We start from the raw sequence: 21,385 nt of genomic DNA, 5'->3' as shown, positions 1-21,385 counted from the left end.
TACGGGTTGTCGTCAGTGGGTCGTCAGTGGGTCGTCAGCTGTCGGTCTCCTCGACGGCTTCGAAGATCCGAGGGTCGGTGGCCAGGTCGGTCAGTACGGACCAGTCCGAGGTCGTGACCACGTGGCCCTTGCCGCTTTCGTCATGGGGGCCCATGAGCGCCTGCACCTCCCAGCCGCCCGTTGTCACATAGGTGATGCCGAACGTGTACGAACCGCCCTGCTCGTCCGTGCGAGCGGGCAAGAAACGCACATCCGCGAAGTAGGCCAGCACACGGTCCCCCGACTGCGTCGACCTGACGGAGCATTTGAACGAGCGGCCACCCCCCGGGGAGGTGAACTCGGGACCACGACCGTCCCGGCATCTCGCCGGAAGCAGGGAAGCCCCGGTGGCGGACCGCGCCACCGACACGTACAGGTCGCTCACCAGCCCGGTCCTGGGGTCGGTCAGCCGGAAGTACGTTGCCGGGCGCCGCGAGTGGTGCGGCTGCGCGGCGTCGACCGTGCCGGCCGACGCCGGGACGATCGACTGCAGCAGCTTCAGCGAGGGATGCCAGACCGCCGGCGCCACGGCCGGCAGCGAGCGCCTGGTCTCCGGCGTCGGGGCGAGCACCCCGTACGCGCCGACCGACACCACCGCCGCCATGGCCGCGCTGCCCAGTGCCGCACCGATCCGGCGCCGCCGCCGGATCCGCGTACCCTGCACGATCGCGCCCGACACCAGATCCGGCATCGGCGGCTCCGGAAGGGCATCCAGCCCGCCCAGTGCCTCGCCCAGCGCCTCGGCCAGAGCGAACCCGTCCTCGCCACCGCCATGCCTGCCCGCCATGCTCACCACCCCGCCTTCAGATAACCGGTCCCGGATTCCATGCCCGCACCGGCGCGGGCCCCGCTCCCGGGCAGTGCCGCCGACGCCCGGTCGCCCAGGATGCGGCGCAGGGTCGCCAGCCCCCGGGAGGTCTGGCTCTTCACGGTGCCGGTGCTGCACCCCAGCGCCGCCGCGGTCTCCTCCACGCTCTGGTCCTCCCAGAACCGCAGGACCAGCACCGCCCGGCTGCGCGCGGGCACCTGCCGCAGGGCGGCCAGAAGCACCAGCCGCAGATCGGGGTCGTCCGCCGGGGCCGCCACGTCGTACTGGCGGGCACTGGGCCGCTCCCACCAGCGCCGCCGCCGGGTCTCGTCCACGAACGTACGGAACAGCACCTTGCGGGCGTAACTGTCGGGAGAGTCCATCCGTACCTTGCGCCACACCGCGTACAGCTTCGCCAGCGCGGTCTGCGTCAGGTCCTCGGCCAAGTGCCAGTCACCGCACAGGAGATACGCGGCACGACGCAACTGTGCCTGGCGGCTGCGCGCGAATTCGTCGAATTCGATGGCGATGTCGCCGCCGACGCCGACCGAGGAGACGCCCTGGTCGTCCGGTGTCCGGATCACAGACCGCCTCCGCCCGGCACCGCAACGGTGCGCGGTGAGAAGTACTTCATGCCGTACTGACGTGCTGGGCCGTACGGGAGGTTGTCACTGGTTCGAGAAGTCTTGTGGACGTCCGCGGCGGGCTCCGTGTCCAAGGAGCCACAGGCACGCCCTCGAAGCCGGGGATCTCCAGCCTGACGCCGGGCCAACAGCCGGAGCCGGGTACCGGGCGGGCATGAGACGGCCCGAAGTTTCCGGACGCCGGGCCAACAGGTCCGAATCCGGCGAGTTGTGCGGGAGCGGGTGAAGCCCACCGTGGAGGGCTCCGCAGAACCCAAGTGAGACGGAAACTGAGACGGACAACGTCGAAGGCCCCCGCAGCGAGCTGCGGGGGCCTTCGACGTATTGCCCGGTGAGAGCAATGGCGGAGGATACGAGATTCGAACTCGTGAGGGGTTGCCCCCAACACGCTTTCCAAATGTTCGTCCGGGGGTCCGGCGAGGGCCGTGCCAGTCCTGGCCTGCGGAGGAGTACGCGAGCCAGCCCCGTCCGAACAGGCTCGGACGAAGGTGAATGAGACCACGAATGAGACCGGCTCTGGGCGTCTGCCAGTGATCACTACGGGACGATTAGCCGAGTAGGAGATACCAACCTCCTTGGCTGGCAAGAAGATCTGGTGAGAGGCGTCGGAGCAGGAGGACGACGAGATGACTGCCGTCGAGCAGGAGATCGATCCCAGACACGCTCGGGCATCCTGCTCAAGGGCCCGAGTGAGGCACGCAGACAACGAGGCAAGCAGCTAACGCCGTTCAGGACCTGCCCCGCCGGTCTATGGCGGGAGACTGATTGGGAATGAGGCTCAGCCAGCCGACCGAGACCCATTGGATCTGCCTCTTGCCCTCCGCTAAGCACTCCCATAGCATTTCGTTCGCTAATGCGAACTGAATCTATCCGTGGGGGCTGCGTCGTGGCGTTGTTGATGGTGGCGGCTGCCGTGTGGGGTGTGCTGCAGCTGTTTGCGTTGGCGTGGCCCACGCGGTCGGTGCGGTTGTCTACGGTGTTGCTGGCCCTGATGGTGGGTGTGTACGGGTGCGGCGTGGTGGTGGCGCTTGTGGAGATGGCCTACACGCGGCTGTATGCGCATGGTTCAGGGCTTCCGGTGGCAGAGGTGGTAGACACCGGCAGTTACACGGTGGCGCCGTGGGTGGAGGAGTTGATCAAACTCAGCCCGCTGTTGCTGGCCGGACTGTATGCCAAGGTGCGTCGACAGTGGGGGCTGGCGGACTTCGTGGTGCTCGGCTCAGCCCTGGGGGCCGGGTTCGGGCTATTGGAGGCTTTGCTGCGATTTGCAGCTGAAGCCAAGCGGGCAATCCCCCGACCGCATGGCGGCTGGGTGATCCCCGACGGGCTGTCCCCGCCGTATGTGCCCGGCCCACACCAGGTGTTCAGCAGCTGGCTTCCGGCCCCTTTCGCTACCTTGGAGATGGGCCAGGAGGCTGTCTCTGCGACGTTCTCGCATCTGGTGTGGACGGCTTTGGCGGGCCTCGGCGTTGGGGTGTTGCTGCGCGGCCGCGGCTGGACACGGCTGTTGGCGGTGGTGCCGGTAGCGGGCGCGATCGGATACCACACGCTGAACAACTACGTGGCCCAGCACTACGACGCCACCGGCGCGGTGCAATGGCTGGAGAAGCTGGACGCCAAGTCGTGGTTGATGCCACTGGTCTGCCTGGCCCTGGCCATGCTCGTTGACTTGCGCCAACTACACCACGGGAAGAGCCGAATACCGGGCGTTCTGCTGGCCGCGGAACGCGAGGCCGGCGACAGCTCCGCTGCCCTCATCCGCTACGCCGCCTGGCGCCTGCCTTGGACCTTGCTGATCGCCGTTCGCTTCGTACGGCTGCGCCGCGCGTTGTGCTACATGACTGCCCTCGCCCCAGCTACGGAGACCGAGGAACTGCGTTGCCTTACCGCGAACATCGCCGCCCGCATCGACACCTCTGACCGTGCAGATGCCTGGCAAGGCTTGGACATCCGCAGCCTGCTGAGGAAGTCCCGCGCCGGCAGCGGACGTTGGAGATGGCAACTGGTCATTCCCTGTCTCCTTGCTCTGCCCTCTCTGATCTTCCTGGGTATCGGATCGTTCCACTCCACCTCTGGTCTGCAGACCTATATCGCCACTGGACCGCGTCCTAAGATCCTTCTCTACTCCGCTCCAGTAGCCCTGGCCTGGATCGCCTGGCAGCTGACCGCCCTGCTCCGCACCTGGCGGGCTACTGCGGCCCAACCCATCGGTGAGCAAGTGGCCCTGCACCGCTTCCGCATCACCACTGCCTTGGGTTCCGGCGCCGCCGGAGCATTCATGCTCCACCGCGGTCTGGGTGGCGCCGACGTCACCACCGACACGCTCCTCTCCCCGGCCCATCTACTGGAAGCCCTCGACCAGACTCTCTTCTGGGTCGGACTCCTTCTCCTTCTGGTCTCCCTGGCCGCACTCATCGGACCTGGTATGGGTTTTGCCGGTCTGGCCCTCGCTGGCGTGGGCGCCGTGGGCGGTCTGACCGTCGTAGCCGCAGTTAACGCAGCTCTTCTGGGCTCTGCGGGCATCGTGCTCATGGGGGCTTCGGCGACAGCGGGACAGGCGGGCAGGGTTCTCAATCATCGGGTGGGGGGGAAGTCAACTGGAAGCCGGCCAGCACCAAGACGTTCGGGCACAGCTTCAAGACGCACGGCCGGAAGCGCACTCTCCAGCAGATGGCGGATCGAGCGCGAGGGAAGGGAACGCCCCAAGGCCAATGGCTTGACGACAACGCGGCCGCCGACCTGTTGCGCCGAGAACATCGCTCCGGCCTGACAGGAACGGAGGATTCATACATCGTTCAGATTCCCAAGGGGATGGGGAGGGTTGTATTCGAAGACGAAACCTGGAAAGAGGCAACTCACGCTATCCTCGTTCCGGGGCGAAATGGCCTTTTCAGGTCCGCCTACCCAATAATTCCATGAGGAGAAAAATGTTTCACTTTCAATTTGAGGGGCCTTCGGGCGGTGTTTCGGGGAGGGGGCCGGAAGGCGGGCTGGAGGACAATGATGACTATCAGTACCTCGTCATCGAAGGGTGCTCCTCTCTGTCGGAGACTGATTGTCGGTTCGCGATTGGTGGATTCGGGCAGGACGACTGGAATTTCGACATTGAATACGACATGTCTTCCTTCCTTGAAGGTCTCCCCGAGCTACTCGCGGCACTTGAATCGGGTCGAGTCGTGGCGATAGACCTCTATCCGCAAGGGGTCGAACGTGTGCTCACGTTCACCCCCCAGGGTGATGTAGTCAGCGTTGAGTGCACATCGCGAACGTCGTGGACGCCAGACCCTCGAATGGAATGCCACGACTTGGCCGAGCTTCTCAGAATGGCCAGGAAGCTGGCAACGGACTTTTCTGAAGCGGTGAGTGCTGCCGCGCCGGAGATCGGGAGGCTAGAGCCATTCACCTCATGGAAGGCTGGGCAGTTCCACTAGAGGTATCTCGGTATGATGCAATGTGAGGCGGGTGGGGCAGTTCAGGGAAATCCAATCCGCTCGCGGCCGACGCGGGGAGCTGGAATTCGGTAGGCGTGCTGAGTTTGTTCGATGAGTGCAGGGTTTCGACAGTCCGTGAGATTTCGAATGTTTGCACCTTGCAGATGGGCGGCCCTCTATCCGGAAAGATTCATCTATGGACGAAGCAGCAGCAAGGCGAGCGTTCCAGGTGGCGGAAGTAGAGCTGCGTGAGCCCCTTCCGCGTCGATGGGCTCACTCCCAGGGAGTCGCTAAGCGCGCGGTCGAGTTGGCTGCGGTTCTGGGATCAAACGCCGAGCTGATGCTGTCTGCGGCCGTATTGCATGATGTCGGCTACGCTCCGCGGCTGGCCCTTACTGGCTTTCATCCGCTGGATGGTGCCCGGTTTCTTCGTGACGTCCATGGCGCGGATCGACGGCTGGTCCGGTTGGTAGCGAATCACTCGCTGGCCTTGCTGGAGGCTGAGGAGCGCGGCCTGCGGGACATTCTGGAGGCCGAGTTTCCGCTGCTTGAGGACCAGGTTCTTGTGGACGCCCTTGTGTTCTGTGACATGACGACTACGCCCGATGGAGAAGTCACCTCTGTCAAGGCCCGTTTAGCAGAGATCGCTGCCCGTTATGGAGCTGACAGCCTGGTGGGACGCTTCATCCGTAGGGCTGAGCCGGACATCCTCGCGGCTGTGAGCCGGGTGGAGGCGGCTTTGGCGGCTCAGCCCAGGTAGGGGTACGTGCCGGCGAGGTAGTCGCCGATCTGTTGGCGCATGCTGGGGTGGATGTCGTACTGGTCCAGGTCGCTCGGCAGGACGTAACGGACCCCGTCGGCCTCGTCGTTGATCGTGGGCTCGCCGCCCACCGGGCGGCCGATGTAGGTGTTCTCGTACTGCTGGCGAATCTCACCGTCGGTGTAGGCCACGATGTGGTTCGGGTTCGTGTAGACCCCCAGGAACCCCGTGACCTCGGCGATGATTCCGGTCTCTTCCAGGCATTCCCGCACGGCGCACTGGGCCGCCGTCTCGCCGATGTCCTGGGCTCCTCCGGGCAGGGCCCACTGGCCGGTGTCCCGGCGGCGTTGGAGCAGTATGGCGCCGTCGTCGTCGACGACGAGCAGGTTATTGGCGGGGATGAGCGTGTTCGCCTTTGGGGCCTTGGGGTCGTTGTAGTACTCAGTCCTGCCCATGTGGCGAGGGCTCCTCATGGTCTGGTGTCCAGGGCCGTGCGGTGGCCCAGACAGCTTCGAAACTCTGAGCGTAGTTGTCGAACCAGTCCGCCGTGTCTGCTCTGCGGAGATGGAGGAGGGGGTTGGCGCTGGCCGGCTGGCCCCAGACGTGCGGGTTGATCAGAAGGTCATCGTCGTACCGGAACATGGAGGTGTAGAGCGTGGTGTCGTGCAGGCGCACCTCGCAGCCGGCCTCGGACAACAGGGGCCGGTAGTAGGTGAGGGAGGCGCGGATTTTGGCGGCGAGTGTGTCGCCGATTCCTTCTTCGTGGCCTCGGATTGCTGCGGCCTGGCCCTTCGAGTCGCCGAAGCAGAGCCGAACTCGCACTCCGGTTGATGCGCGCTCGGCGAGCATCTTGGCCACGTGAGGGTTGGACTGGGCGAAGAAGGTGCCGGAGAAAACGAGGACGCTGATCTGTTCCTGGGCGCCGTTGAGCAGCGACAGCCACGTGTCGCGCGGGACGCTCGCCCGGTTCTGGTAGGTCCCGATCAGCTCCTGTCCTGAACCAGTGAGCTGCTGCTGCGTGCTCGGCGCCGGTGCGGGCCAGAGGAACAGTTCCTCCACCCGTAAGTGCTTGGCGACGCGGAAGCGGTGGCGAGGATGGGGAACGCGCCCGCCGAGCCACCGGCCAACGGTCTTGGGGTCCACCTCGCAGACTTCGGCGAGTGACTCGGGTGGGATACCGCGCTGGGCGAGCACGGAGTGCAATCGCTCGTTCACAGACGCCATAGAAGCCGAGACCGGTCAGGAGCGGCAAGGACGTTTCGGGACGTTCCACGGAAGGAGGGGGTCATGGCTGCTGTATTTACGCTGGATGCATGGAGCTCATCGTCCTGTGGGACATCGACCACACCCTCATCGAGAACGCCGGGGTCAGCAAGGAGATCTACGCCGCCGCCTTCACGGCCCTGGCGGGAAGGGCGCCTGCGGGGCCGGCGCGAACGGAAGGGCGTACGGACCGGCTGATCATGCACGACATGTTCCAACGAAACGGCCTGGCTGAGCCGGACTGGACAGCGGTCGAGAAGGCGCTTGCCGACGCAGGGGAGGCACGTCTCCACGCCCTCAGCCAGCGGGGGACAGCCCTGCCCGGCGTGCGGAAAGCCCTGAAGGAGGTCTCTGTACGCAGCAGTTGGGTGTCGTCGGTGCTCACCGGCAATATCGCGGACAACGCCCGCGTGAAGGTCGCGGCCTTCGGCCTAGATCCACTCCTCGACCTACCGGTTGGCGCCTACGGGGCCGATGCCCTTCAACGCCCCGAGCTGGTCGCTGTCGCCCGGGAGCGGGCCCGGCGGCTGCGGGGCGCCCAGGATGGCGTGCCCGTCGTGCTCGTCGGAGACACCCCAAGGGACGTGGAAGCCGCACTCTCCACGGGCTCCGAGATCATCGCGGTCGCCTCCGGCGTCCACAGCGCCCAGGAGCTGGCAGACGCCGGTGCCCATACGGTCCTGCCCGATCTCACGGACACCGGCCGTGTACTCGGGATCCTGGAGGGGCTTTCCGCACGCTGAAAACGTCCCAGGACGTCCTTACAGCGTCCCGATACGCGGTGACGAGGTCCGTACCTGTCCCGCCAATATCAGGTCTCCCACCAGGCAAGCGCCTCGAAGGAGACCCTCGTGATCAGCGAAGTCACCGGGATCCGCAGGATCCGGATGCTGTACCTGCAGTTGCTCTACCGCTGCAACTTCGAATGCCTGCACTGCTTCCACGGCAAACGGCTTCAGCACGCCGACGCCTTCACCACGGACGAGGCGGTCAACCTCCTTACGCTGATGCGCGACGAGTACGGCACCGAGGCCGTCACCCTGCTGGGCGGCGAGCCGTTCGTCTACCGAGACCTCGCCCAGGTCGTCCCGTACGCCAAGCGGGACCTGGGTATGCGAGTCGAGATCTGCACCAACGGCTACCGGATCGAGCGCCGACTCGCCGAGATCGCTCCCGACCTGGACCTGCTCCGGGTATCGCTGGAGGGCATCGGCACGACCAACGACAAGATCCGCAAGTTCGGAAGCTACCGGAGTGCCCTGAGCGCCCTCGAAATCGCCCAACAGCTCGGCGTCCGGACCGGCGCGACCATGACGGTCACCTCACGCAACATCGACGAGGTCCTGCCGCTCGCTCGCACGTTGCAGCACCACGGGGTGGAGCAGCTGAAACTCCACTGTCTCCGGCCTGTTGGCAACGCAGCGGATCACCCCGAGCTCCTCGTGAACGACGCCACGGCCTACACCCGTCTGCGGGAGGGCCTGGCCTCTGCCGAGCTGGACATCGAGGTGATCCTCGACGAGGACCTGTCCGAGCTGGGTGCGCCGGATGTCTGCCTCCCTGCCGGGGGCCCTGTGGAGATCGAGCGGATCGAGGCCGACCCTCGCGGCGCGCTCACCATGTCCTGCAAGGCCGTCGGCAAGGACTCGCACGCCTTCTGGTACGACAAGCTCGCCGATCACATCGACCACCGGCCGTCCGCCACCGACGAACTCACCCTCGCGGTGCCGGACGTGGTGTACGGACGTGTCTGACCCGGCGTCGTTCGAGTCCGTTGAAGGGCTCCGCGGCACAGGCAAATCCACCCTCGCCCCCATGCTCGCGGCCGCTCGTGGCGCGGTGCTGGTCCCGACCGTGAACCGACGCTCCTCTTCGCCGACGCCGACGCCGACGCCGACAAGCAGGAGCAGGCCGGGGCGGCCGCACCGAGCGAGTGATCTCGAGGGTCGGGCGGCTTCACCCTTACCCGGCCTGCCGGCCCAGCGGCCCGCGGTACGGGCAGAACGCGGCCATGTACTGCAACGTGTGCCGGGCAGTCCTCAACGGGCGGTAGCCAGGAACTGCAACCACCAACGTCGAAGGCCCCCGCAGCGAGCTGAGGGGGCCTTCGACGTATTGCCCGGTGAGAGCAATGGCGGAGGATACGAGATTCGAACTCGTGAGGGGTTGTCCCCAACACGCTTTCCAAATGTTCGTCTGAGGATACGGGGGTGGGCGGGAGCGTCCTGACCTGCGGTGGAGCGCTGGGTCGGCCAGCTCATGGACCCCTCCAGACGAGGGTGAATGAGACCACAACTGAGACCGACCAAGGCGTTGAAGTTCGACTGCATGGTTTGGCTGCTGTCCCACTCCGGTGGGGCCCACAGGTTCGCCGCCCGTGTGCCGCGCGCAGATCACCTACTGGTGGACAAGACCTCGTTGCCCAGGCTGGCGCATTTGCTTGCGTTCTTGAAAAGGCTTGCTGGATAGCCGGGGTAGTGGGCCTCGGCCTGGTCAATTAGAGTGGTCAAAGTTGACGCTGCCAGGCTATCCAGTTCAATAGTGGCAGTGCCCCAATCAAAGCGAGGGTCGTCGATCTTATTGGTCGGCAATTGGCGAAAGACTAGATGCAGCAGGAGGCGGTTGCTGTGAATGGCGATGCCGCGGGGGCGACCGTCGAGCTTCGCCTGTTCCTGTGCCAAAAATTCTTCAACGCGACGCAGTACGCCGACGGACCGCCAAATTCGCAGATAGGTAACCTGCGGGTTGAACAGCTTTGCATACGCGCCCCGTTCACCTGCGTCCCACAATCGGCTGATCTCACGCTTGGACTGGGTGGACAGATTCACATCCTTGCTGGCGCAGGCCAGTGCGACGGTGGCCTCGGTGACGCTGCAGCCGACCGAATCCTCAGGGTCGGACTCGCCTCTCTTGTATACGTAGGTGAGACCTTCGAGGAGAAATTCATCTTTTAGGCGCGCTTGGTGGGAATCCAAAGCGAGAAAGTCTCGCCCCGTGATGCGGTTTTGGGTGTTGGTCTTCCGGGTGACCTCGTACGCGAAATCATCACCGGAACCCTCCAGGGAGATGAAACGGACCGTGACCCGTGCCCGACTGACGTCGATGCCCTGTCGGGCAGCCCGTGAAATGGCACCGACGGTCTGGGCTCCGTTAACGATGTCGACCCCAGAGAACGAAAAGGAGCCGACGCGTCGATCAACGCCGTAGGCAGGGGATTTTGCGATACCCTGGCATAGGATTGTAATGCCGTTGTTGTAGTACCAAAACGCCTCTGGTTCGCTTTCGAGGGTACTCACCAGGGATTCGTTGACTTCTGAGTCGTGTAGCACCACGCGAACATTTTTGCCGAAAAGGTTGGTGCCGTGGTGCTCATGCCAGTCTGCGATTTGGCTGGCAGATACCTGGCCGTAGTAGGCACTGGGCTCTCCCTGGAACTGGCCCCAGTCGGCTAGGTCCACAGATAGATCGATCCGGGGCTTCTGATGGTCGTCGAGTAGTAGTTGATGCAGTTCGGCTTGTCCGAGGTAATGAAAGGAGCCAACATCCTCGGCAGAGTTGTCGTTAAGGGTCTCCGTGATGAACTCGTCCATACGTAGGCGGACATCCGGGGAGCACGAGCTTGTACCGGTGTGGGCGACGATCACCTCAATTCGGATGAGTGGGTTCAGTAGAGCCTCCTCCAACTCTTGCTTGCGGGCGGCGAGTTTTTCATTGAACCTATGCCACCGCAGTTGGACCAGGTCCGATATCCCCTCACGAAACTTGATCATGTCGTCAAGTGCAAGGCTGCCGCGTCCGTCCTGGGCCCACTTGGACTGCACGATCAACAACCGGCGGCCGTCGGAGGTGACGGCGACGGCGTCGATTCCGTTGTCGCCGTCACCGTCGGTGAGGGAGGCCGTCGCCCCCTCCCAAGAGAAGCCGCCCCGTTTTGCTAGGGCGAACGCAGCCAGAGCCCGACTGAGCTGGTTGATCCGAACGTCATCAGGGCGGTGCGACGCCTTGTCTGTCATATCGACCAAGGGAAACGTCGTAGCCTCCACGCGGTGTTGGATCTGTGTCAACTGCAGCAGTCCCATGAGCTCTCTCCCCGTGTTGTTGCGCCGATCAGCGGTCCCGCTCGGCCGCGCCAGGATCCCACAGCCCAGGCTTAAAGGTGGCTTGAGACGGCGGCACCGGCAGCAGGCCCTAGATACGGCTCGGGACTGGTCCGAGCGGATCTTTCGGCCCTGATCGTGGACAGGGGCTGGCGGAGCACGGTGCCCGCAGGGCGCCACCCGGCCGGTGACGCCCTGCGGCTCATTCGGCCCTGGACTGAGACAAGGGGCGGGCACAGCACAGGCACGATCATGGTGATCAAGTATCGAAGTTCATGAACACATGGCCAGCCTGATCCTGCGTCCTTCTTCCCACCTGCCTCGCTGGAGCAACCGGTCCAGATCGATCGGCTGAACAGGGAGGACGGTTCCGCCGGGAGGTGTTCGGCGGCGGTTTGGGCGGGCGAGCGGCGGGAGTGCAGCGCGTTGGCGGGTATCGCCCGTGTACACGGCATTGTGGTCGCGTTCAAAAGCCGACGGCCCTCGATGATCAGCGAACTGCTCGGGCAACCCGCTGCTTCAGGTGCTCGTCAGCGAGGCCATCCACAGTGCGCCACGCGGCGTCGGTGACCTCTTCGGTCTGCAGTTCGCCGATGTCGGCGGTCGTACGGAAGAGGAAGCGGAAGTCGAAGTGCTGGTGGGCGGGCTCGTCCTTGTCGGGGTTGGCGTCGATGGGGTGGACGTCGATGTGTAGTGGGATCTCGCTGTGCGGGGTGACGACGTAGGGCGGGATGCCGGTCTCCTCGGCGAGCTCACGGCCGGCGGCCTGAAGGAGCGTGTCGTCCGAGGGCTCGATGTGACCGCCGGGCAGCAGCCATTTGCCGGTGGCGTTGTGGAGGATGTGCAGGACACGGCCGTCGCGGCCGACGAGGATCGCGCCTGCGGTGACGTGTCCTGGCAGGGCCTTGCGGCTGGTGAGGTCGTCGCCGTCGTCGAGGAGGCCCTGAACGACGGCGATCTCGCGCTTGTCCTCGGGGTGCTGGTCGAGGTACGCGGTGATGGTGGTGCGGATGTGCTGGGCCGTGATGGGCATGGTGATCACCTGTTGAAGTAGGAGAGCCAGGTCGCCGCGATGGCCTCGCGGTCAGGTGCGGGGACCTCGTGGATGCCAGGGGCGAGGTCCCCGCGGGTGAGCATCTTGATCGCGGCGAGGATCTCGGCCTGGATCAGGAAGATGAAAGGTCCAACGCTCGCGCCGTGGATGAAGTTGACGGCATTGCCGCCGTTCGCCAGATAGAAGTAATGACCGGTGGTCTGGTAGCGGGTGACGTGGTCCCCGACGACCGTGCGGGTGTAGACGTCCGGCAGGCCGGCGAGGTCGAGCTCGTCCTCGCTGGAGGTGACGGTGGCGACGTAGGCGCCGTTGCGCAGGTGGGAGAAGTCCTCGCCGCGCAGGGAGACCGCGCCGGTCGCGCAGAGCACCAGGCCGGCGCCGGTGAGCGCGGTCTCGCGGTCGCGGGCGACGGTGAACCCCTGGGACAGGGCCTGGGTGCGGCGTACTGGGTCGATGTCGAAGACGGTGACCTGTACGCCCTTGGCGTGCAGGAGCCGGGCAATGGAGGAGCCGAGCTTGCCGAAGCCGATCACGAGGGCGGGGCGGCCGTGGAGGATGTCGCCGCGGCCGCGCATGACGGCCTCGGTGGAGAACACGACGGACTGGCCGACGAGGTAGTCCTCGGGGTCCTTGAGCGGGGAGCGGGCCACCGAGATGACGGGGCAGGGCAGTTTGTCGAGGGCTTCGTAGCGGCGGTGGCCGTTCTCGGTGTCCTCGACGACACCGACCAGGCGGCCGGTGAAGCGGCTATGGATGTCGGTGAGGGTGGGGGCGAAGTAGCCGCCGACGTCGAGGAGGGAGACAGGTTCCCCGGCGGCCCGGGATTCAAAGTAGTCCAGCGCGGTGTCCGGGTCGGTGAACAGTTCGCGGGTCAGGGTGTCGACGGCGACGGTCCGCTCGGTCTCGCGCTGGGCAGCCGGATGGACGGACTTCGGCTTGGGCAGCACCGCCGTGAGCCGCGTCATCGCGGCAACGGCGCGGACGAACGCGGGGCGCTCGGCCAGGAGGTGGGTGATCAGGAACGACGAGGTCTGCTCGTCGGGGGCGAACTGGACGGCGATCCGGGCGAAGTATGCGTCCAGCTTGGCGCGTTCGAAGGTTTCCACGGCAGTTGCCTCTCATCCGTGCAGCAGGGGCGTGCAGGAAGTTCCAGGGGGTCAGCGGCTGCGGGCAAGCCCGAACAACAGCCGGTCGGCCCCGCTTGCGGTATCCAGGCAGGTGTCGAGCTGAGAGGCGCTGGCGGACTGCGACAGCGGTTCCAGACCGAGCAGGAGAACGGCCGTGCCGGTACGGGCGACCAGCGCCGTCCAGTCGGGGCGGCTCGGCAGGCGCAGCCTGCGGGAGGCACCTGTGAAGTGCAGAAACACATGGCCGCCGATGATCTGCAGGCAGTGGCCGGCGTCCGGGACCACGTCCGCCGCCCGGCCCATTCCGCCGAGGCTGTCCGCGAGACGCCGCATGCGGGCTTCGGGCGCGCCAGCATTGTCGGGGAGAGCAGAGGCAGACCCAGGGGCGATCAGGATGTGGGCGATCTCGCTGTCGTCCGGACCGGTCCCTGGCCAGCTCCATGCGGCGAGCGAGACCAGCAGCCGAAGCTCGGGGCCGGTCGGAGTGAGGATGCTGCTCACGTGGTCGTCCCTCCTGCGGTCTTGAAGCAGGACCAAACGATCTTTCCGAGTGGTGTTCGGTCCTGCACTCCCCAGCCGTCGGCGAGCGCGGCCACCAGGACCAGACCGCGTCCTGACACGTCGGTGTCGGCGGCCTGGCGAGTCTCAGGGCACCGACGGCGGCTGTCGTGCACCTCCAGGCGTACGACGTCGTCCTCGGCGTCAAGGCGGACCAGGAACCCGCGGTCGGGGACAGTGCCGTGGACCAGCGCGTTCGTTGCCAGCTCGGAGACGCAGAGGCGGATGTCGTCGATCCGTTCCGCGATGTCCCATCCGGCCAGGGTTGTGGAGGCGAATTCCCTGGCCTGTCCCACGGATTCGGGATGGGCCTCGAAGAACCGCTGCACCGATTCGATCATTGCTGCCCTCATGACTCGGTCTCCAGGAGGCGGGTGGTTCCCGGGCTGTGCGGCGGGATGTCGTGATGGAGGTGGCTGGTCGCGCATGCGCGGCGGGACCGGCGTATCAGGAGAAGTCGGGAGCCGGCCGCCTCGATCCGCCGACCGCGTTCAGCGGCTATCGCCTTCGGGCCAAGGTGTGATGCGGCCGGGGCGAGTACGCCGTAGACGTCCGGCAAGGCCAACACGTCCAGCAGACCGGTGAAGGCCACCGAACCGGGGCCGGCACTCGCCTCGCGATCGGTGAAGACACCGGACAGTTCCAGCTCGTGGCTGCGGCAGTACTCGGCGAGCGAGGCGACCAGAGCCTCCTGCCGGGCTTCGGAGACCCGCACCAGCCGCAGAAAGCCGTAGACGACAGGCCCGCTGACCAGGCGATGTTCCGTGAGGGGTTCCATGCGGGGGACCGTCCAAAGGGTCGACAAGTGGTGACGATTCTGAGCATGGATGTCGCCGAACTCCTGGCCAATCACCTGCCGTTCTACTTCCGTTCCACTTCCGTCCCGCCGCCCTCAGGCATCTGCTTCGATGACAGTGGAAGGGAGTGAGGCGTGGCAACCGTGCACCACTGGACCGGCCTGGAGGCCAGGGCACTGCGTCTCGCCCTGCGCTTGAGCGTGCGGGCCTTTGCCGAGCACCTCGGCGTGGCCGTCGCGACGGTCTCGAAGTGGGAGAGCAAGCGCGCCGAAATCGAGCCCAGACCCGACACCCAGGCCATCCTCGACACCGCCCTCGGACGCGCGGACGCCCCCGCCCACCTGCGCTTCGAGACGCTCCTGTCCGAGATGGCCAGCACCGTGCAAGGCGCCGGACGGCGCGTCACCCCCGCCGGCCCCCGAGCCTGGGAGTACGAATCGTGGGCAGACGACCTGGACCGCGTCATGGTCGCGCTCTCCCGTCAGAACTTCGCCTTCGCCGACAGCCTGCTCAGCCGATGGTTGGTGCGGTTCAACGCCCGGGAACTGGACGAAAAGGGCCTGTACCTTTTCGCCCGCTCGACCGCGCTGCTCGGTGACCTCAAACGCGACCAAGGCTCTGTGCTCGGCCCACTCTCCGCCCAGCACTCCTACGCCGGGGCTCGCGCGGTCTTCATCCAGCTCGACATTCCGCGACGTGTCGCCCAGCTCGACCTCTCCCTCGCCGTGGTCACGGAAATGTCCGGCAAGCTGGAGGTCGCCGCCCGCCACTACGAAACCCTCGCCGTCGACGACCGGCTATCCCGTCGCGACCGTGCCAGGGCCCGCCTGTGGGTGGGCACGGCGCTCAGCAAGAACGGTCGCCACGACTACGCGACCCGCGTCATGCAGGCCGCGACCCGCGACTTCGAGGACCTCACCGAACCCGACGACTGGTCGGTCGCCCACCAGAAACTCGCCCTCGCCCGCCGTGGTGCCGGCGACCTCGCCCAGGCCCTGCACTTCATCGACATCGCACGCAGCAGCGGGGCCGCGGACTCTCCGATGCAACGCGTACGGCTGGACACCGCTCATGGCCACATCCTGCTCTCCGACGCGGCGACCCGGGATGATGGAATCCTCGTCCTCGATCAAGCCACCCGCACGGCCGCGCAGTACGGACTCGTGCACCAACTGCACAGTATCGAGGGCATCAAGGCCATGAACGAGGGGCCGAACGGCCCCCGGCGACGGTGACCAGGGAGAGACGCGTGAGCGACAACCAGCAGGCCATCACCGAGGACCAGCGGCACCGGGCCGTGCTGATCTGGGACTACCACCAGATGCACCACCAGCTGCGGCCCGTCGACGTGGCAATCGGGCTGGGCAGCCACGATCTCGGTGTCGCGACCCACTCCGTCGAGCTCTACCGCGCCGGGCTGTTCTCGACCCTGGTCTTCACCGGCGGCAACAGCCCCACCACCGCCAAGGTGTTCCCGCGCGGCGAGGCCGTCCATTTCCGCGAGCATGCCATCGACCTCGGCGTCCCCGCCGAGGCGATCCTGCTGGAACCGGAGGCCGGCAACACCGGGCAGAACGTGACTCTCTCCCGAGAGGTCCTCGCCGCCGCCGGCATCACCCCGACGACGGTGATGCTGGTCTCCAAGCCCTACATGGAACGGCGGTCGTTCGCGACCGCCCGCAAGCTGTGGCCCGACGTCGAGATCCTCTGCGCGTCGGAGCCGCTGGAGTTCGACGACTACGTGAAGTCCATCGGCGACGAGAAGCTCGTCCTGGACATGCTCGTCGGCGATCTCCAGCGGGTCATCGAGTATCCGAAGCTCGGATTCGCCATCGAGCAGGAGGTCCCGGAGGACGTGCATGCAGCGTATGAATCCCTCATTCATGACGGTTTCACCAGCCGTCTCATCTCTTCCTGACCTGCCCGAGTCGGGCGGACTGTGCGCAATTCACCAGCCCAATCTGTTCCCGAGACTGACCACACTGGCCAAGCTGTTCGCGGCGGGCTACTGGATCGTCCTGGACGACGTCCAGTTCACACGCCGCGATTACCAGCACCGAGCCCGCCTCGGTGCCCTCGACGAACCGGATCGTCGGCAGTGGCTCACCGTCCCTACACACCTTCCCCGCGGACGGCCGACTCTCATCCGGGAGGCGCTGATCGATGATCCTGACCGGGCCCGCCGGAAAACTGAGGCGATGCTGCGGCAGTACTACGGTGCGAGCCCTTACTGGCCTGTGCTCGCACAGGCTCTGGCCCCTGTACTGGACGCCTTCGGCGCAGGCAGGACCGCCATGGTTGCCGAGATCTCCCCATGCCGCAGTCCGCCCTGCCCATTTCCCAGATAGCCCAGCTCTTGGATGTCCCCGAAGACGCCCTGCGTACTCTGATGGCCGAGCGCCGCCCCAGCGGCGACCAGCGACACGACCCTGGTCGCCCTCACCGTTACCGAGGCCGCCCGCCGGATCGGCATCGGCCGCACCAAGCTGTACGAGTACGTCACCTCGGGCGAGATCGCCTCGGTCAAGATCGGCAGCTTGCGCCGCATCCCAGCGGAGGCGGTGAATGACTTCCTGGCCCGGCAATTTGCGGTCGGCGACTTCGGGACCGCAGCATGACGCGCGCCTCCACGCCGAAGTCCCGCCAGCCTAACGGCGGCTCCTCGATCTTCCAGGGCAAGGACGATCGTTGGCACGGCTACGTCACCGTCGGCGTCACGGACGATGGCAACCCTGACCGGCGCCACGTCAGCCGCAAGACCCGCCCCGAGGTCACGAAGGTTGTCCGCGAGCTGGAACGGCAGCGTGACAAGGGCACCGTCCGCAAGGTCGGCCAGAGCTGGACGCTGGAGATGTGGCTGACGCACTGGGTGGAGAACATCGCAGCCTCGCACGTCTCGGAGAACACCATCGACGGCTACCGCGTCGCAGTGAACCACCACCTCATCCCCGGCCTCGGCGCCCACCGCCTGGAGAAGCTCCAACCCGAACACCTGGAGCGCTTCTACAAGAAGATGCAGGAGTCCGGCAGCGCTGCCGGCACCGCCCACCAGGTTCACCGCACCGTGCGCACCGCCCTCAACGAAGCGGTCCGCCGTACCCACCTCACCGTTAACCCGGCCACGATCGCCAAGGCCCCGCGCCTGGAAGAGGAGGAAGTCGAGCCGTACACGGTCGAGGAGGTCCAGTGCCTGCTCGCCGAGGCTGCCAAGCACCGCAACACCGCGCGCTGGGTCATCGCGCTCGCCCTCGGTCTGCGGCGGGGTGAGGTCCTCGGCATGCAATGGGACGACGTCGACTTCGAGCTCGGCGTCATCCGCGTACGCCGGGGCCGGCCACGGCCCCGCTACCAGCACGGATGTGGTGACTGCTGCGGACGCAAGCCGGGCTTCTGCCCCCAGAAGATCAACACTCGCCGCGAAACGAAGAACGCCAAGTCCCGCGCCAGCCAGCGCCCAATCGGCGCCCCCAACGAACTCCTCCAGCTCCTGCGCCAGCACCGCGAGGAGCAGGCCCGCGAGCGAGCCCGCGCCCGCGACCTGTGGACGGAGAAGGGGTACGTGTTCACCTCGCCCACCGGTGAGCCCCTGAACCCGAACACCGACTACCACAAATGGAAGGAGCTCCTGAAAGCCGCCGGCCTCCGCGACGCCGGCCTCCGCGACGCCCGCCACACCGCAGCGACGGTCCTGCTCATCCTGGGCGTCTCCGACGCGGTCGTCGACGCCATCATGGGCTGGGAACCCGGAAAGTCCGCCCGCCGCTACCAGCACCTGACCAGCCGCGTCCTCAAGGACACCGCCGCCAAGGTCGGCGGCCTCCTGTGGGGCACGGACCAGACGGTGGGAAACGCTGCGCCGGAGGCTGGCCGGAGCCCCGTTCCCGCAGAGCTGGTGGTCCACGTTGCCCGCCTCGGCGAGCGCCGCGTGCCCTTCCTCCATCGAGAGCACGCCGATGAGGTCGTTGCACGGTGGAGCGAGGACTGGCCCGACCACCCTGTCGAGGTCGAGGAATGGGACCGCTGGAGCTGGGAGCACCAGGGCCCGGATGGCGCGAGCGCCATCCGCGACGGCATACCGGAGCGGACCGTGGTCTTCCACGCCCGAACCATGTTCCTCCCCGGCGGGGAACGCGGGGCGCTCGGATTCCCCGAGCAGTGGTCGGTGCCAGCCTGGGACTTCGAGACCGACCGCTACACCGACCGCGCCTCGGCCTGGCGCACGGCCCGCCGCCCCGGAGCGGGCCAGGAAGTCGAGGCCCAGGTGCGAGGCACAGACAAGAAGGCCGTGGAGACGGCCTTCGCCGAAGTATGTGCAAAGGCTGTAGACCGGGCTCGGAACCCGGGAAAGTACGGCGACGCCGACGAGTGGTAGCCGCTCTGCGCGAGAGAACGGCTGAGCGCGCCGATTGGGGTCTGGCGGCTGAAGAGAGCCTTGCCGCCGTGGTCTCTTTCTAGATCACGGCGGCAGGCAGACGCTGGTCGGCCGGAGGTTACGGCGGCAGCTCGCCAGAGCGAGGCCAGCCAGTCCGTCGTGGCAGGTCCATCGGTGTGGGTGCTTCTCTGAGAGCTGTGGCTGCTTCAGATCGGGGCCCGTGAGCACGATGGGAAGCACCGGTCGGACAAACAGGCCGTTGACGTTCACGCCCATGAGCGGGCGCGTGCACAGTTTCTCCAGCGCGTCGCGTTCGCTGGGTTCGAGCTGGTCGCGCATCACGGCAATGAGCAGGAAGCACTCGATCCCCTGGTTCCGAAGCCAGGTCTGGATTTCGGTGAGCAGGCCGACGTCGTCCTCGTTGATGAGATCACCGGGACCAGTGCCGAGGCCGCCTTTGACCTCGGCGACGACGACCACAGGCTGAGCTCCGTCGTCTAGCACCGTCACCAGGTCGACTTCGCGTGGTCCGGTCGGAAGCCGAAACGTGATGCCCAGGGCGCAGGTCATCGTGGTCCCACTCGACGCTGGGAACAGTCCGGTGGGGAAGAGCTCCCGGTGATAGGAAGCGAGGACGGACACGGTCGCCATGACCGGCCGGGTCTCGGTAATCAGGTTCTTGGTTATGCCGCCGGTGAGCTGGAAGCGCCAGTCGAACTTCCGCCCCGCCTTGCCGAGTGCGTATCCGAGCGGGAACTGGCGATGGCATCGTGGGCAGCCGACGTGCGGTTCCAGCCGTAGCGCCTGGACCTTGATAAACCCCTGGCATTCCGGACAGTGGAGAGGGGCAACCGGCTCCAGCAACTTCCGTCCCTGCAATGCCAAGATCAGGTTCTTGGCATAGCCCTTGCGGTCGCTCGGACTCGAGAGCGGGCCCGGCCAGTCCTCACGGTGTTTGTTGGCCATGCCCTCAAGCTGGCTCTGAGTCTTGCCGTCAGCGCTCTTCAGAGCTTCACGGAGCACGCCCCATAGAGCTGGCTCGCATCCTGCCGCACTGCCCGTGCCACCCAGTTTGCTGATCAGCTCCGTCACATTGCGGCCGTTGATCTCCTGCCGGGGGGCCCAGTTCGAACCTTTGAATACGGCGTCGAGGATGTCGGCGTTCTCCAAGAGACGGAAACGAACCTCATCGCTTTCGCTGTCGGCCAGGACCCCGCAGACTCTCCCACCGCGGGCAGGTCTGTGGAAGGGCTCCGAGCGGTTGGCGGGCCACTGGGCCAGCAGAGTGCTCAGCGAGCGCAGGTTGGGCAGCACCAGCGTTCGGTCAGGGTGACCAGGGATCACGCTGTTGATGGTGACGTGGGCGGCGACGATGCCAGCGTAGTGCCGGTCCGGGCGCCAGCGTGCCGGCCCGACGCGCGGCATCGGCAATACCAACTGGGTCTGCTCAGGAGTGAGAGGAAGGGCGAACTCCTTGACGGAGGAGGTCAGGAACGGGTGTCGTCCGCGCTGGGGGACGGCATACGTCAGGTGGCAGGTCGGGACGGCGGTGATCTTCAAGCCCTGGAGCAGAGCGGCAACGTCATCAGGAACGCGGCGGTGCCGTGTGATCAGCGTGATGGTTGCCCCAAGATCGAGACCATCGCCGCGCACCGAGCGTGCGAGGGCGCCCTCGTCTGACGCATTGCGCAGCCAGCATTCCGCTGCGCTGAGGACCCGGCTCCCATGCGTGGTCGGCCAGGGCAGGACGCGGTGGCCAGCCGCGCGGGCGGTCCAGAAAAGGATCAGGTCAGCAGGGTCCGTTACGTCGATGAGGACGATGTATGTGCCGCAGTCGTCCGAGTCGTACTGCATGTCGAGGCCGGTCAGCCCAACCGGGGTGATGAAGCGATCGAAATCAGGCACAGTGTCGTCGATGCCGATCGTGCGGACCTCGGCGTTCCTCGCGAACCGGGAACGCAATTCGACAGCGGCGGGATAGTTCCCGTAGCGGCCGAACCACACCTCGAACAGTGGGCTAAGAGGGTCATCCGCGTCCCACTGAGGCAGTACGAACTTGTGGTGTGGTGCGGGCTCGTCCAGCAGCCACTCCACCGGCAGGACGCCGGGACCGTGCAGCTCATCGTGGCTGCCAAAGGGAGTGCCCTGTTTGGGGTCCCACCGGTATCCCGTTGTGCCGGCGAGTTTCTCCGCGGCCGGGTCGTGCGCCACCGGATAGAAGACGTCGACGGACAGAGCGTCAGCGGTCCTGAACGCGTCCGGGTCGTCAGGAACCAGCCACGGGTAGTGCATTCCGCCCCAGACGCAGGTGGACGCCTGCGCCGCACTGGACACGGCCTCGGCGGACGGCTGGAGGACCATGCCAACTCGGACCGGCCGAATGCCGATCGTCCCCGTGACGTGTCCTGTGTGAAGCATGTTCGCAATCCACCCCT

General features: G+C 66.2%; 19 protein-coding genes and 2 pseudogenes. 10 read left to right on the top strand and 11 right to left on the bottom strand.

The window, feature by feature from the left end; all coding sequences use genetic code 11:
* Positions 1 to 34: 34 nt before the first annotated feature.
* Both ACIO3R_RS31830 and ACIO3R_RS31825 read right to left on the bottom strand, forming a co-directional pair.
* Positions 35 to 826 carry a hypothetical protein gene (locus ACIO3R_RS31830; RefSeq protein WP_402110466.1) on the bottom strand — a complete coding sequence of 264 codons (792 nt, stop codon included), beginning with the start codon at positions 824 to 826 and terminating at the stop codon, positions 35 to 37.
* A gap of 2 nt (positions 827 to 828) precedes the next feature.
* Positions 829 to 1,428: a SigE family RNA polymerase sigma factor gene (locus tag ACIO3R_RS31825; protein ID WP_385041530.1), complete on the bottom strand. Its 600-nt coding sequence runs from the start codon at positions 1,426 to 1,428 to the stop codon at positions 829 to 831.
* A gap of 949 nt (positions 1,429 to 2,377) precedes the next feature.
* On the opposite strand from ACIO3R_RS31825, the gene ACIO3R_RS31820 reads away from it, so the two are divergent.
* The 3 genes from ACIO3R_RS31820 (at position 2,378) to ACIO3R_RS31810 (ending at position 5,682) form a co-directional block, all read left to right on the top strand.
* Positions 2,378 to 4,261 (top strand): PrsW family glutamic-type intramembrane protease, encoded by a 1,884-nt coding sequence (locus ACIO3R_RS31820; protein WP_402110465.1) that lies wholly within the window; start codon positions 2,378 to 2,380, stop codon positions 4,259 to 4,261.
* Between the two features lie 157 nt (positions 4,262 to 4,418).
* A complete protein-coding gene (locus tag ACIO3R_RS31815) occupies positions 4,419 to 4,922 on the top strand; it encodes a hypothetical protein (protein ID WP_402110463.1) in 504 nt (167 codons plus the stop codon).
* Between the two features lie 196 nt (positions 4,923 to 5,118).
* Positions 5,119 to 5,682, top strand: a complete 564-nt coding sequence (locus tag ACIO3R_RS31810) for an HD domain-containing protein (RefSeq protein ID WP_402110461.1) — start codon at positions 5,119 to 5,121, stop codon at positions 5,680 to 5,682.
* Here ACIO3R_RS31810 and ACIO3R_RS31805 read toward each other — a convergent pair.
* Both ACIO3R_RS31805 and ACIO3R_RS31800 read right to left on the bottom strand, forming a co-directional pair.
* Positions 5,670 to 6,137: an NUDIX domain-containing protein gene (locus ACIO3R_RS31805; RefSeq protein WP_364581320.1), complete on the bottom strand. Its 468-nt coding sequence runs from the start codon at positions 6,135 to 6,137 to the stop codon at positions 5,670 to 5,672. The two genes, ACIO3R_RS31810 and ACIO3R_RS31805, sit on opposite strands and share 13 nt — an antisense overlap.
* Complete coding sequence (locus ACIO3R_RS31800; RefSeq protein WP_402110459.1) at positions 6,124 to 6,897, bottom strand: XRE family transcriptional regulator; 774 nt, start codon at positions 6,895 to 6,897, stop codon at positions 6,124 to 6,126. The genes ACIO3R_RS31805 and ACIO3R_RS31800 overlap by 14 nt, the downstream gene beginning before the upstream one ends.
* 98 nt (positions 6,898 to 6,995) lie before the next feature.
* On the opposite strand from ACIO3R_RS31800, the gene ACIO3R_RS31795 reads away from it, so the two are divergent.
* Both ACIO3R_RS31795 and ACIO3R_RS31790 read left to right on the top strand, forming a co-directional pair.
* Positions 6,996 to 7,688: an HAD family hydrolase gene (locus ACIO3R_RS31795; protein ID WP_402110457.1), complete on the top strand. Its 693-nt coding sequence runs from the start codon at positions 6,996 to 6,998 to the stop codon at positions 7,686 to 7,688.
* A gap of 108 nt (positions 7,689 to 7,796) precedes the next feature.
* Complete coding sequence (locus tag ACIO3R_RS31790; protein ID WP_402110456.1) at positions 7,797 to 8,699, top strand: radical SAM protein; 903 nt, start codon at positions 7,797 to 7,799, stop codon at positions 8,697 to 8,699.
* A 639-nt stretch (positions 8,700 to 9,338) separates the two neighbouring features.
* Here ACIO3R_RS31790 and ACIO3R_RS31785 read toward each other — a convergent pair.
* From ACIO3R_RS31785 to ACIO3R_RS31760, 6 genes are all read right to left on the bottom strand, one after another.
* Complete coding sequence (locus ACIO3R_RS31785; protein WP_402110454.1) at positions 9,339 to 11,024, bottom strand: AIPR family protein; 1,686 nt, start codon at positions 11,022 to 11,024, stop codon at positions 9,339 to 9,341.
* A 508-nt stretch (positions 11,025 to 11,532) separates the two neighbouring features.
* Entirely contained in the window at positions 11,533 to 12,075 is a 543-nt protein-coding gene (locus ACIO3R_RS31780; RefSeq protein WP_402110452.1) for an NUDIX hydrolase, read from the bottom strand.
* Positions 12,076 to 12,080: 5 nt separating this feature from the next.
* Positions 12,081 to 13,202: an adenosylhomocysteinase gene (locus ACIO3R_RS31775; protein WP_402110451.1), complete on the bottom strand. Its 1,122-nt coding sequence runs from the start codon at positions 13,200 to 13,202 to the stop codon at positions 12,081 to 12,083.
* A 51-nt stretch (positions 13,203 to 13,253) separates the two neighbouring features.
* Positions 13,254 to 13,724 carry a hypothetical protein gene (locus tag ACIO3R_RS31770; protein WP_402110449.1) on the bottom strand — a complete coding sequence of 157 codons (471 nt, stop codon included), beginning with the start codon at positions 13,722 to 13,724 and terminating at the stop codon, positions 13,254 to 13,256.
* Positions 13,721 to 14,122 (bottom strand): ATP-binding protein, encoded by a 402-nt coding sequence (locus tag ACIO3R_RS31765; RefSeq protein WP_402110540.1) that lies wholly within the window; start codon positions 14,120 to 14,122, stop codon positions 13,721 to 13,723. Before ACIO3R_RS31765 ends, ACIO3R_RS31770 begins: the two co-directional genes overlap by 4 nt.
* 8 nt (positions 14,123 to 14,130) lie before the next feature.
* Positions 14,131 to 14,559, bottom strand: coding sequence for a hypothetical protein (locus ACIO3R_RS31760; RefSeq protein WP_402110447.1), 429 nt, complete (start codon positions 14,557 to 14,559; stop codon positions 14,131 to 14,133).
* Between the two features lie 153 nt (positions 14,560 to 14,712).
* On the opposite strand from ACIO3R_RS31760, the gene ACIO3R_RS31755 reads away from it, so the two are divergent.
* The 5 genes and pseudogenes from ACIO3R_RS31755 (at position 14,713) to ACIO3R_RS31735 (ending at position 18,950) form a co-directional block, all read left to right on the top strand.
* Positions 14,713 to 15,813 (top strand): helix-turn-helix domain-containing protein, encoded by a 1,101-nt coding sequence (locus ACIO3R_RS31755; RefSeq protein WP_402110445.1) that lies wholly within the window; start codon positions 14,713 to 14,715, stop codon positions 15,811 to 15,813.
* 14 nt (positions 15,814 to 15,827) lie between these two features.
* The gene (locus tag ACIO3R_RS31750; RefSeq protein WP_402110443.1) at positions 15,828 to 16,496 is read left to right on the top strand and encodes a YdcF family protein; all 669 of its coding nucleotides are present in this window, start codon (positions 15,828 to 15,830) and stop codon (positions 16,494 to 16,496) included.
* A pseudogene (locus ACIO3R_RS31745) lies at positions 16,462 to 16,890 on the top strand (WbqC family protein); the annotation flags it as partial. The gene ACIO3R_RS31750 and the pseudogene ACIO3R_RS31745, both read left to right, overlap by 35 nt.
* A 2-nt stretch (positions 16,891 to 16,892) precedes the next feature.
* Positions 16,893 to 17,196: pseudogene (locus ACIO3R_RS31740) on the top strand (helix-turn-helix domain-containing protein).
* Positions 17,193 to 18,950 (top strand): tyrosine-type recombinase/integrase, encoded by a 1,758-nt coding sequence (locus ACIO3R_RS31735; protein WP_402110442.1) that lies wholly within the window; start codon positions 17,193 to 17,195, stop codon positions 18,948 to 18,950. The pseudogene ACIO3R_RS31740 and the gene ACIO3R_RS31735 overlap by 4 nt, the downstream one beginning before the upstream one ends.
* An 84-nt stretch (positions 18,951 to 19,034) precedes the next feature.
* Here ACIO3R_RS31735 and ACIO3R_RS31730 read toward each other — a convergent pair whose 3' ends face one another.
* A complete protein-coding gene (locus ACIO3R_RS31730; RefSeq protein WP_402110440.1) occupies positions 19,035 to 21,368 on the bottom strand; it encodes a hypothetical protein in 2,334 nt (777 codons plus the stop codon).
* Positions 21,369 to 21,385 lie beyond the last annotated feature (17 nt).

The sequence above is a fragment of the Streptomyces sp. NPDC087428 genome, assembly GCF_044744085.1.
Lineage (GTDB): Bacteria > Actinomycetota > Actinomycetes > Streptomycetales > Streptomycetaceae > Streptomyces.
This window is presented reverse-complemented; position numbering and strand designations above follow the sequence as displayed.